11 protein-coding genes are annotated in these 12,108 nt (G+C 60.6%); 7 read left to right on the top strand and 4 right to left on the bottom strand.

What is annotated here, in order from left to right; genetic code table 11:
* The first annotated feature begins 168 nt into the window (after positions 1-168).
* The 3 genes from AS026_RS25485 (at position 169) to ligA (ending at position 4,991) form a co-directional block, all read left to right on the top strand.
* Positions 169-1,038, top strand: a complete 870-nt coding sequence (locus tag AS026_RS25485) for an outer membrane protein assembly factor BamD (RefSeq protein WP_025659382.1) — start codon at positions 169-171, stop codon at positions 1,036-1,038.
* A 5-nt stretch (positions 1,039-1,043) separates the two neighbouring features.
* Positions 1,044-2,717, top strand: coding sequence for a DNA repair protein RecN (recN, locus tag AS026_RS25480; RefSeq protein WP_062372600.1), 1,674 nt, complete (start codon positions 1,044-1,046; stop codon positions 2,715-2,717).
* A 108-nt stretch (positions 2,718-2,825) separates the two neighbouring features.
* Positions 2,826-4,991, top strand: coding sequence for an NAD-dependent DNA ligase LigA (ligA, locus tag AS026_RS25475; protein ID WP_062372595.1), 2,166 nt, complete (start codon positions 2,826-2,828; stop codon positions 4,989-4,991).
* A 33-nt stretch (positions 4,992-5,024) separates the two neighbouring features.
* On the opposite strand, the gene AS026_RS25470 is transcribed toward ligA, so the two are convergent.
* The gene (locus AS026_RS25470; protein WP_062372593.1) at positions 5,025-5,546 is read right to left on the bottom strand and encodes a GNAT family N-acetyltransferase; all 522 of its coding nucleotides are present in this window, start codon (positions 5,544-5,546) and stop codon (positions 5,025-5,027) included.
* Between the two features lie 259 nt (positions 5,547-5,805).
* On the opposite strand from AS026_RS25470, the gene AS026_RS25465 reads away from it, so the two are divergent.
* A complete protein-coding gene (locus tag AS026_RS25465) occupies positions 5,806-6,396 on the top strand; it encodes a 3'-5' exonuclease (RefSeq protein WP_025659386.1) in 591 nt (196 codons plus the stop codon).
* Between the two features lie 63 nt (positions 6,397-6,459).
* Positions 6,460-6,954 carry a CreA family protein gene (locus AS026_RS25460; RefSeq protein WP_025659387.1) on the top strand — a complete coding sequence of 165 codons (495 nt, stop codon included), beginning with the start codon at positions 6,460-6,462 and terminating at the stop codon, positions 6,952-6,954.
* Positions 6,955-6,971: 17 nt separating this feature from the next.
* Here AS026_RS25460 and AS026_RS25455 read toward each other — a convergent pair whose 3' ends face one another.
* From AS026_RS25455 to AS026_RS25445, 3 genes are all read right to left on the bottom strand, one after another.
* Positions 6,972-7,382: a GFA family protein gene (locus AS026_RS25455; protein WP_018858339.1), complete on the bottom strand. Its 411-nt coding sequence runs from the start codon at positions 7,380-7,382 to the stop codon at positions 6,972-6,974.
* A gap of 199 nt (positions 7,383-7,581) precedes the next feature.
* A complete protein-coding gene (locus AS026_RS25450; protein WP_018858340.1) occupies positions 7,582-8,049 on the bottom strand; it encodes a chemotaxis protein CheW in 468 nt (155 codons plus the stop codon).
* Between the two features lie 2 nt (positions 8,050-8,051).
* A complete protein-coding gene (locus tag AS026_RS25445) occupies positions 8,052-10,016 on the bottom strand; it encodes a methyl-accepting chemotaxis protein (protein ID WP_062372590.1) in 1,965 nt (654 codons plus the stop codon).
* Positions 10,017-10,369: 353 nt separating this feature from the next.
* Between AS026_RS25445 and AS026_RS25440 the strand changes: the two genes are divergently transcribed.
* Both AS026_RS25440 and AS026_RS25435 read left to right on the top strand, forming a co-directional pair.
* Positions 10,370-10,972: an SCO family protein gene (locus tag AS026_RS25440; RefSeq protein ID WP_018858342.1), complete on the top strand. Its 603-nt coding sequence runs from the start codon at positions 10,370-10,372 to the stop codon at positions 10,970-10,972.
* A gap of 4 nt (positions 10,973-10,976) precedes the next feature.
* Complete coding sequence (locus AS026_RS25435) at positions 10,977-12,104, top strand: FAD-dependent oxidoreductase (protein WP_025659389.1); 1,128 nt, start codon at positions 10,977-10,979, stop codon at positions 12,102-12,104.
* Positions 12,105-12,108: the final 4 nt, after the last annotated feature.

The raw sequence follows: 12,108 nt of genomic DNA, 5'->3' as shown, positions 1-12,108 counted from the left end.
AGTAGCACGAGATGCAGCATTCGCAGTGTAAAACCGGCGTTTATCGCCTGCATCGCCACAAAAATGCGTTAATGCATCATCATTGCGTTGCTCTGGCTCCACATTTGTGGCTAGAAACGCCAGCAAGGCGTGGCTGCCGTTGAGGGATGGCGGCGTTGGGATATTCCGATGGGTTATGCAGGGTCTGATAGTATGATGAAGACAGCGCGCGCTTTGTTCGCATCGCTCTTGGTGCTGAGCGCAGGTGCCTTAATTTCCGGATGCCAGTCGGACCCCGATATCGATATCACCAAGCTCGGCCTCGAGAACGATCCGCCGGATGTCCTCTATACCCAGGGCCTCGCCAACATGAAGGCCGGCAACATGGCCGAGGCGGCGCGCAAGTTCGACGCAATCGACCGCGAAAACCCGTTCTCAGAATGGGCGCGAAAGGCGCTCGTGATGAGCACCTTCGTCAAGTATCGCCAGGGCCGTCTGGACGACGCTCTCGCTTCGGGCAACCGCTATATGGCGCAGTATCCGAAGTCGAAGGACGCTCCCTACGTGCAGTATCTGATCGGTCTGACCTATTCGAAGCAGATCGTGGACGTCACGCAGGACCAGCGCGCGGCCGCCAAGACCGTCGAGGCCATGCAGGCCGTCATCGACAACTATCCGGATTCGGAATACGTCGACGACGCGCAGGCGAAAATCCGCTTCGCACGCGACCAGATGGCAGGCAAGGAAATGCAGGTCGGCCGTTACTACATGGAGCGCAAGGAATACCTGGCGGCGATCTCACGCTTCCGCACGGTTGTCGAGAAATATCCGAATACCAACCAGATCGAAGAAGCGCTTGCGCGCCTTGTCGAAGCCTATTACGCAATGGGCATCGTTGAGGAAGCACAGACGGCAGCCGCGGTTCTCGGCCACAACTATCCTGACAGTCAGTGGTATGCGGACTCCTTCAAGCTGCTGAAGAGTGGTGGCACCGAGCCGCGTGAAAACCCCGGTTCGTGGATTGCTGCCGCAGGCAAGAAACTCCTGCTCGGTACCTGAGGCCAATGCTGATCCAGCTTTCGATCCGCGATATCGTCCTGATCGAGCGGCTGGATCTCGCCTTTGAGACCGGCCTCTCGGTGCTGACCGGGGAGACCGGCGCTGGCAAATCCATCCTGCTCGATAGCCTGTCGCTCGCGCTTGGCGGGCGCGGAGATGGCGGTCTTGTTCGCCACGGCGAGGACAAGGGGCAGGTTACGGCTGTGTTCGATGTCGGCGCGGACCACAGCGCCCGGAAGCTGCTGCGCGAAAACGGCATCGATGATAACGGCGATCTTATCTTTCGCCGTGTCCAGAACGCTGATGGCCGTACCAAGGCTTACGTCAACGACCAGCCGCTCAGCGTTCAGCTCATGCGCCAGGTCGGGCAGATGCTGGTCGAGATCCATGGCCAGCACGACGATCGTGCCTTGGTCGATGCGCATGCGCACCGGATCCTGCTCGACGCTTTCGCAGGCGTGAACGAAGATGCTGCCGGAGTCTCCAATCTGTACCGCATCTGGCGCGATACCGAGCGGACGCTCAAGAAGCAGCGCGAAAAGGTGGCGAATGCTGCTCGTGAGGCCGACTACCTCCGCGCTTCCGTAGAGGAGCTCGAGAAGCTTTCACCGCAAGACGGAGAAGAGGACGAGCTCGCCGATCGTCGCCAGAAGATGATGAAGGCCGAGCGGATCGCCGGCGATATCGCCGAGGCTTCCGAATTCCTCAACGGCAATGCTTCCCCCGTGCCACATATCGCCTCGCTGGTGCGCAGGCTGGAGCGCAAGAGCCACGAGGCGCCGGGCTTGCTGGAAGATACGGTGGCGCTTCTGGATGCCGCTCTGGACCAGCTCTCCAATGCGCAGATGGAAGTCGAGGCTGCGCTGAGGAAGACGGAATACGATCCGAAGGAGCTGGAGCGTGTAGAGGAACGCCTGTTTGCCTTGCGCGCTGCCTCCCGCAAATACTCCGTTCCGGTGACCGAACTGCCAGCGCTGGCGGTTCGCATGATCAGCGATCTTGCCGACGTCGATGCCGGCGAGGAAAAGCTTGCCAAGCTTGAAGCCGAGGTCGGTGTTGGCAAGGCAAACTACGACGCAGCGGCGCGCACGCTTTCCGACAAGCGTCATCATGCCGGAGACGCCTTGGCTGCTGCCGTCATGGCGGAACTGCCGGCGCTGAAGCTTGAGCGCGCGCGCTTCATGGTGGAGATTACCACCAATCCTGATGACGCAACCTCGGAGGGTATCGACCTGGTGGAGTTCCACGTTCAGACCAACCCGGGCACACGTCCTGGTTCGATCATGAAGGTAGCTTCCGGCGGCGAGCTTTCGCGCTTCCTGCTCGCCCTGAAGGTTGCGCTTGCCGATCGCGGTTCTGCGCCGACGCTCGTCTTCGACGAAATCGATACCGGCGTCGGTGGTGCGGTTGCGGATGCGATCGGTCAGCGGCTGAAGCGGCTCTCCGACCGGGTGCAGGTGCTGTCGGTCACACATGCGCCGCAGGTCGCCGCGCGTGCGGCGACGCACCTGCTGATTTCGAAGGGACCGGCCGCCGAAGGCTCGGAGAAGATCGCGACTCGCGTCGCGACGATGGCGCCTGGCGACCGGACGGAAGAAATCGCACGCATGCTGGCGGGTGCCTCGGTGACGGAAGAGGCGAGGGCGGCAGCGGCCCGGCTGCTGGCCGGGAACGGCTGATTTCCTAATCGCCGAATTGGGGAGAGGGCGAACGAGGACCTCTCGCTCTCTTTCAATCCATTCATTTTGCTCTAAAACCGACTCCAGATTCCGTGGAGCGAGAGCCGTATGTCGACCGAAGCCATAGCCGTTGATGCCCTGACGATCGAAGATGCCGCCGCCGAGCTTGAGCGGCTCGCCAAGGAGATCGCCCGCAACGACGAGCTTTATCACGGCGAGGATCGCCCGGCGATTTCCGATGCCGAATATGATGCACTGAAGCGTCGCAACGACGCGATCGAGGCGCGCTTTCCGGAACTCATTCGCGAGGACAGTCCGTCGCGGCGTGTCGGTATCGCGCCTTCGGTAACGTTCGCGCCCGTTGTGCATGCACGGCCGATGCTATCGCTCGACAACACGTTCTCGCAGGAGGACGTGCAGGACTTCGTGGCGAGCGTCTATCGCTTCCTCGGCCGTCTGCCGGACCAGTCGATTGCCTTTACCGCGGAGCCGAAGATCGACGGCCTCTCTATGTCGATTCGCTATGAGAACGGCAGGATGGTGAGCGCTGCAACGCGCGGCGACGGCACGACCGGCGAAAACGTCACGGCCAACATCCGCACGATCAAGGAAATTCCCCAGACGCTGCCGGCGGGGGCACCAGCAGTCGTCGAGGTGCGCGGCGAGGTCTACATGGCCAAGAGCGACTTCCTGGCGCTCAACAAGCAGATGGAAGCCGAGGGGAAGCAGACCTACGTCAATCCGCGCAACACGGCCGCCGGATCGCTGCGGCAGCTCGACGCCAAGGTGACCGCGAGCCGCAAATTGAAGTTCTTCGCCTATGCCTGGGGTGAGATATCCGACATGCCCTCCGACACACAGTTTGGTATGGTCGAGGTGTTCAAGAGCTGGGGCTTTCCGGTCAATCCCCTGATGAAGCGGCTAAATTCCGTCGCCGATATTTTAGCCCACTACGAAGAGATCGGCCTGAAGCGACCGGACCTGGACTATGATATCGACGGTGTCGTCTACAAGGTCGACAGCCTGGATCTGCAGCAACGGCTCGGATTCCGCTCCCGCAGTCCGCGCTGGGCGACGGCACATAAGTTCCCGGCCGAACAGGCTTTCACGACTGTCGAGAACATCGATATCCAGGTGGGTCGCACCGGCGCCCTGACGCCAGTTGCACGGCTGACGCCAATTACGGTCGGCGGCGTCGTCGTAACCAATGCGACCCTGCATAACGCCGATTACATCGAAGGCATCGGGAACTCGGGCGAACGCATCCGCGACGTCGGGCACGACATTCGGATCGGTGACACGGTCATCGTGCAGCGGGCCGGAGACGTTATCCCGCAGGTGCTCGATGTTGTCATGGAGAAGCGCCCCGCTGATGCCGCCCGCTATGAATTCCCGCAAAAATGCCCGGTCTGCAGCAGCCATGCGGTGCGGGAGAAGAACGAAAAGACAGGCAAGCTCGACTCCGTAACGCGCTGCACCGGTGGCTTCATTTGCCGTGCGCAGGCCACCGAGCATCTGAAGCACTTTGTTTCGCGCAATGCCTTCGATATCGAGGGCCTGGGATCGAAGCAGGTCGACTTCTTCTTCGAGAGCGACGATCCGGCGCTGCAGATCCGTACCGCGCCAGATATTTTCACGCTTGAGAAGCGGCAGGCCGGCTCGCTGACAAAGCTTGAAAATATCGAAGGTTTCGGCAAGGTCAGCGTCGGAAAGCTCTATACGGCGATCAACGAGCGGCGGAGCATCGCGCTGCACCGGTTCATTTACGCGCTCGGCATCCGGCACGTCGGCGAGACGACAGCCAAGCTCCTGGCACGCTCCTACGGCACCTATGCCGACTTCGAAGCAGCGATGAAAGCTGCCGCGCCGCTCTCGGGCGATCCCTGGAACGACCTCAACGCCATCGAAGGCATCGGTGAGATCGTCGCGCGCGCGATCGTCGAATTCTACAAGGAACCACGCAATGTCGAGGTGATCTCGCGACTGCTCGCCGAACTGAATGACGGGACGCCCTTGCCTGCAGAGAAGGTTGCTGCTGCAGACAGCCCAGTCGCCGGCAAGACTGTGGTCTTCACCGGTTCGCTGGAGAAGTTCACGCGCGACGAAGCCAAGGCGCGGGCTGAAAGCCTCGGCGCCAAGGTCGCAGGCTCGGTGTCAAAGAAAACCGACATCGTGGTTGCCGGACCAGGCGCCGGCTCGAAGCTCGACAAGGCACGTGAACTCGGTGTCCAGACGATGGACGAGGACGAGTGGCTGGCCCTGATCAGCGGATGAGGGATCGGCTGCCACCGACCTCGGAGCGTTCCTCTACCGCTTGATGCGCGCCATCGCGTAAGCATCGACGTAGCTGCCGGCGCGGAAGGCGAAAGCACGGAGTATGCCTTCCTCTTCGAAACCGAACTTCCTGTAAAGGGCGATGGCGGCGTCGTTGTCTGTGTAAACAGTCAACTCCAGGCGCATGATGTTCAGCCAGTTGTCGGCGGCATCGATGACGGCCGCGAGCATCGCGCTGCCGATGCCGCGACCGGTAAAGTCGTCATGCACGCCCATGCCGATGCAGGCGACGTGATTGCGGCGGCCGTGGTAACGGGTCATGCCGATGTCGCCGACGATCTGCTCGTCGATAGTTGCGACCAGACGCATTGCATCCGGATTGCTGTTTTCGACATGGCGGCGGGTCTCTTCAATGCTCTGGTAGGGTGGACGCAAGGTACCGGCGCGGAAGCCCGGCAGATTGACCAGCGCCGTCAATGCCTCGGTGTCGGACGGACGGATGGCTCGGATCGACAGTCCGGCAGGTATTTCTCTGGGGTTTGGATTCTTCTGCATGCAACTCTCCTTCTCAGTTTGAGGAGAGCCGGTTCCCGAACCCTGCTCGCCTCGGCAGGGTTTAGGGGATGACGGACTGCTTCTAACGCACCATCGCTCCCGCCAACCCTGCAAGGGTGGTCGTCCGCGTAAGTACAATGGTCATCAATCCGGTCATGCGCCATGATTTCGCAATCCGCTTGCGGATGTCAACAGCCGGATTTGCGCGGAGAGGGTGGGGAGGTTATGCCAGATCCATGCTATCGAATCGGAAACCTCGTTGAAAACCATCGCCATTGACTTCGAAACCGCCAACGAACAACGCGGCAGCGCCTGTTCGGTGGGACTGGCATGGATTGAGGACGGCAAGGTTACCCGCGTCGAGGAGCGTCTGATCCGGCCGAAGGAGATGCGGTTCTCCGGAATGAACATCGCCATTCACGGCATCCGGCCTGAGCATGTCGAGGACGCGCAGGCGTTTCCGGAAGTGATGGACGAATTCCACGACGACTTCCGAGGTGCGACAATGATTGCGCACAATGCGGCTTTCGATTTCAGCGTCTGGCGCGCGAGCCTCGATCTCTATCGGCAGTCCTATCCGGAGCTGACCTATCTCTGCAGCCTGAAGATGGCCCAGCGGATCTGGCCGCATTTCCTCTCGCACCGGCTCAACATGATCGCCGAGCATCTCGGCCTGCGTTTTGCGCATCACAATGCCGCCGAGGACGCCGCCGTTTGCGCGCATGCGGCGATCGCGATGGCAAGGGCTGTCGGGGCGGCTGCCGTGAACGCCATTCCCGCTCTGATAGGCATGAAGCCTGGCAGGCTGACGTCGACCGGGTATGAGGCCTGCACCTGCAGGAAGGCGTGAACACTTCCTTGTAAAGGCATCAGGCGCGCTTACCTAAGATGCGGATGCAATCAGGGAACCGTCATGTCCAGAAAGAGTTACATCACGCTTGCCGCTGCTTCACTCATCGGCCTTAGCGCCGGCGCTGCCTCAGCCGACGTCGTCGGCAAGGTCGGGGTCGACTGGATTGGCAACGACATCATCATCGATGCGGTGGCCGACCCGCAGGTGAAGGGCGTGACTTGCCACGTCACTTATTTCGACCGCAGCGTTATCGATCGCGTGAAGAACGGCAACTGGTTCGAAGACCCCTCGAACAACTCCATCTCCTGCCGGCAGACGGGGCCGATCGAGATTGGCGACATCAATCTGTCGGAGGGCGGCGACGAGGTGTTCAAGACGGGCATGTCGCTGATCTGGAAGAAGCTGGTCGTCAACCGGATCTACGACAAGAAGAACGACACGCTGGTCTATCTCGCCCACTCCCGCGAACTGACTGATGGCTCGGCGAAGATGGCGATTTCGACCATCCCGCTATACGGCCAGAATGTCACGTGGAAGAACGGCAAGCCGCAATAGCAACACGCCTCGACGCGCTAGGCGCGGCTCTTGGGATGTGCCGGCAGCTCGTCGCAGATCACATCCCAGGACACCTTTTCAGACGTCCAGACGTGAAAGGTCGGATGGTACTCATCCGGGTCGTCGAGGCTGACTGTCATGATGTCGATCAGGTCCGGGTCGGCATCGTTCTGATAGCCGATCGGGGAACCGCATGAGCCGCAAAATGTCCGGACAACGCCTCTCGAGGAGGCAAATGCCCGAGGGGCGCCCTGTTCGTATACCAGCGTTCGCACGGGAAAGGTGACGAACGGAAGCGTAGGAGCCGAAGCGACCTTTCGGCAGGTCTGGCAGTGGCAGATGCCGCTCGCCAGCGGCGCCTCGTCAATTCTGTATCGGACCGCACCGCAGCCGCATCCTCCGGTGTGACGGGTTTTCGCCTCGCGCATTCTGCGTACCCCGTTGTTCTTCTGACAACCATTCGAACGCCCGTTCGCGCACTTCGTTCACTCGAAGCCACGTCGGACAATGCGATGAGGAGATAGCCTGCAATGCGGCCCTAACAATGACCGTACAGAAAAAACAGCTCGCAACGGTTGGATGCGAGCGGTTCGAAAATTTCTTCGCGGTTATGCTGCGCTGGTCGCGTCAAGCCGCCTGTGCCAATTCGTCGGCGATTACGGTGTCGAGGTTCAGGAAGCAGACCATGGTCTTTTCCAGGGCGACGATGCCGCGGCAGAAGGCGCGCTGGGCTTCCGGGATGATCTCCGGTGCCGGCTGCAAGTCTTCGCTCTTGATGGTCATCATGTCGGAGACCTGCTCGACCAGCAGGCCGACGAGCTTGCCGGCAATGTCGGTGACGATAATGGCGGAGCGCTCCGATGGCTCGGTCATCTTCATGCCGAGGCGGCAGGCCATGTCGATGACCGGGATCACCGCGCCACGAAGGTTGATGAGACCGAGGACGTAGGGCGGCGTGTGCGGCATCGGCGTGACGGGCGCCCAACCGCGGATTTCGCGGATCGCCATGATGTCGATGCAGAATTCCTGCTCGCCGAGATGGAAGGAAACGATCTCGAGATGCGAGCCGGTCTGGTTGATGACGGTATTGTTCATGATCAGAATTCTTCCCAGTTGTCTCCGGCCGGTGCGGCCATGGCTCTGGCGGTTGCGCCGCCGCTGAATGCGCCCGCGACCTTGCCGATAAGGCTTCGTGCGGGAGATGGTTTCGGATGCGAGACTGCGGTGGCTTCCCGCGGCGTGGAACGGGCATTCATGCCTTCGCCGATCTTGAACGTCTGGATCAGGTGGATCAGGCTGTCGGCATCGGTGGCGAGCGCGTGACTTGCTGCGTTCGTTTCTTCCACCATGGCCGCGTTTTTCTGCGTGACCTGGTCCATCTGGCTGATGGCCGTATTGATTTCGTTCAGTCCGGTAGATTGTTCGCGTGCAGAGGTTACGATTGATTTAACATGCTCGTCGATGCGCAAAACATCTTCGCCGATCTGGCGCAGGGCTTCGCCGGCCGCCGTTACGAGTTCGCCGCCGGCCTTCACCTCGGCGCCGGATTTTCCGATCAAGGCCTTGATATCCTTGGCGGCACCGGCCGCGCGGCCGGCGAGTTCGCGTACTTCCTGTGCTACGACAGCAAAGCCCTTGCCGGCTTCGCCGGCGCGAGCAGCTTCGACGCCCGCGTTGAGGGCGAGGAGGTTGGTTTGGAAGGCGATCTCATCGATGACGTTGATGATTGTTCCGATCTCGCGCGAGGCGGTCGCGATTCGCTCCATCGCGGCCATGGCGTCGGTCACGACCACATCTGATTTCGCGGTATTCTGCCGGGTGTGGGTAACCATGTGGCCGACTTCCTCGGCACGGTTGGTGGCGTTGCGAACCGTTGCGGTGATCTGGTCGAGCGCCGCGGAGGTTTCCTCCAGCGAGGCCGCCTGCTGTTCCGTACGCTTGGCGAGGTCGTCTGCTGCCGAGCGCATCTGCTGGCTGTTTGCCTGGATGGAAGTCCCGTTTTGGGCGATCCCGGCCATTGTCTGGCGGAGCGTCGCCGTGGTGTGATTGAAGTCGGTGCGCAAGCGCTCAAGCTCTGCCGTGAACGGCTGATTGATGGTGACTGTCACGTCGCCGCCCGCGAGCCGCGTAAGGCCGTCGCCCAACGCATGGACTGCATCGTTGAGCGCTTCGGCGTCCGCGAGCTTCGCTGCTTCACGGCTGCGGCGCTCGGCGTCGCTCTGCTGGCGTTCGCTGTCGCTACGCGCCTGCAATTCCTGCTTCTCGATTGCGGCAAGCCGGAAGCTCTCCGCTGCGCGTGCCATGTCGCCGATCTCATCGCCCCGGTCAGTGGCGGGGACAAGGCTATTGAGATCGCCGCGCATGATGCCCTGCATGCTTTTTCGCACACCCTCGATACCGCGACGGATGGAACCGCCATGAATGTATTGCAGGGTGCCCATTGTCAGGATGGCGACGATGCCAAGTGCCAGCTGGATCAGTATCGCCCGCTCCGAGATTGCGTTCGCCTCGTCGATCCGCGCCTTGGCCAATTCGCCGCCTTCGCGTGCGAGCTTGTCCAGCGTCGCACCCACCTTGTCGCCGCCACCGTCGATGGCGTCGTCCAGTTTGTCAAATTCACTGTCCGGCGCGCCGGCTTCGACAGCAGATTTCAAGTCTCCGACGACACTTTTCCCCAGAGACGCCACGTCTGCGTCATACGTGGACAGTAGGCTTCCGGCGTTCAGCTCTTCGCCCAGGCGGTGCATCTCCTTGGAGCTGCTCTGCAGCTCGCCGATCGCCTCGTTCATCAGCTTCAGGCGTTCGGGCATCACGGCGCGATCGCCACGGTCAACGATGGTGTCCATGGCGGCAAGAATGAGGGTGAGGTTTGCGGCGCGCATCTCGTTAATCTGGTCGACGCTGGCCTGGATTTCGTTGGCTTGTCTTAAAGCCGCGTCGGCGCTCGAATTTTGATACCAGCCAACTGCAAGCATCGAGCCGAAGCCAATGAACGCCGCGCCGGCAAGTGTCCCCAGCCGTTGGCCTACGGAGAGGTTCTTGCGCACTTTCATATCAGTCATTGATGATCATCCCCCTCCGCGATGAAACGCGGTGTGCGTCTTGCGCTCACGCGGATAGCCGGGGATTGAAATGCCGGGTGGACCTCATGTCACGAGAACGTAGAATGTTCTATCCATTCCTAAATATAGATATGTACTTCTAAGTATTTGCTAACCCTCAAAGATTGCAACCGTCTTTGTTTTATCTGCTAAGTGTTTGAAGATTTTGGTTTTTGTGAAACTGATTTCGCCTTTTCCGTGTGCTGGTGGGGCAATCGGTCGCCACTGGGAAACGTGATGTTGAATTGCGCCCCGAAGCAGGAGGCGATATCACCCGACAAACGGGAATAATCCCGATCTTTGAGGTTCGATCGATGAAGACTGTCCGCATTGCGGTGTGGGTTGCGGTGCTGCTGATGGCCGGCATTCTCGGCTGGCTGACGCTTAATGTCACCAAGACGAAGGAGGCCGTTTCCGAGGGGCCGTTCGGCGTGCCGTTCACGCTCGTTGCCCAGGACGGCAAGCCGATCACCGAGCAGGCGTTCCGGGGCAAGCCGACGGCGCTCTTCTTTGGCTTCACCCATTGTCCGGAGGTCTGCCCGACAACGCTCTTTGAGATGAACGGTTGGCTGGAGAAGGTCGATCCGGATGGCAAGAAGCTGCAGGCCTACTTCGTGACCGTCGATCCGGAGCGCGACACGCCTGAGGTGATGAACGAATACGTTTCCAACGTGTCCAAGCGCATCGTCGGTATATCAGGCGCGCCCGACAAGATTGCAGATGTCATCAAGGGTTATCGCGTCTACGCCAAGAAGGTTCCGGTGGACGAAAGCAATCCGAACGGCGACTACACGATGGATCACACGGCTTCTGTCTTCCTGCTCGATTCGGAAGGGCGGTTCTCAGGTACCATCGCCTATGGCGAAAATCCCGATACGGCTGTAAAGAAACTGGAGAACCTCGTCAGCAAGGGATGACGGCATGGCGTCAGGGCATCGCAGCATCTTGATCGCCGGAGCCGGTGCGACTGGTCTGACTGCTGCTCTTGAACTCGCCCGCCGCGGCCACCTCCCGCGCATCGTCGATAGCGACGCCGGACCGGTGCCCCTAACGGAAAGCCGTGCTCTCGGCATCAATGCCAGAACGCTGACGCTGCTTTCACCTTCGCGTGTGACGGACACGATCCTGCAAGAAGCGCAGCAGATCCAGCACTTCCGGATCGCCGCCAAAGGCAAGGTCCTTGCCGACATCGACACCACGGAGGTTCCCGGTCCCTACAGTGCCATCCATGCGCTGGCGCAAGGGCATACCGAGCGGCTGCTGCTCGGCAAGCTTTCCGACTATGAGATCGTTCCGGAGTGGCAAACCGTCGTGGAGGCGGTTTCCGGCGATCTTTCGGAAACGAAGGTGACGCTAAAGAAGCTGGATGGCTCGGTCGAAACCGCGGATTTCGATATCGTGATCGCGGCCGACGGGTCCCATTCAACGGTGCGAGAAGCCCTCGGCCTCGGTTTCCCCGGGCAGGTGCTGGAGAGCAGCTTTTACCTGGCGGATTTTCGCTACGCCGGACCGGTCGATCCCAGCTATGCCGAGATCAGCCTGTTCGATCCCGGCATGATCGGGCGCTTGCCTGTGACGCGCGATGTTCTCCGCTACATTTCGACGCTTCCCGATTTCGAGAGCCGCATCGAGCATCCCGCGCCCATTGCTGAGCGGGTCTGGGCGTCCGATTTTCGCATTCACTTTCGCCGTGCCGAGGTAATGGCTAAGGGCAACGTTTTCCTTGCCGGGGATGCTGCGCACATCCATTCGCCTGCCGGGGCGCGGGGGATGAACCTCGGCATCGAAGACGCATGCTGGTTGGCCTGGCTGATCTCGGAGGGGCGGGAGCAGGAGTATGCGGTGCTCAGGATGCCTGCGGTGACGACGGTGCTGAAGCAGACCCATCAATTGACATCGCTGATCACAATGAAACATCCGATGGCAATCGCGATCCGCAATCTTGCCGTCCCGGTGCTTTTGCGGATACCTGCATTCCGACAAAAATTGCTTCACGGTGTTTCCGGATATGATACGCAGTCGCCGCCCTGGATCGATGGTGCCCTATAAAAGA

It is taken from the genome of Rhizobium altiplani (assembly GCF_001542405.1).
Classification (GTDB): Bacteria; Pseudomonadota; Alphaproteobacteria; order Rhizobiales; family Rhizobiaceae; genus Rhizobium; species Rhizobium altiplani.
This window is presented reverse-complemented; position numbering and strand designations above follow the sequence as displayed.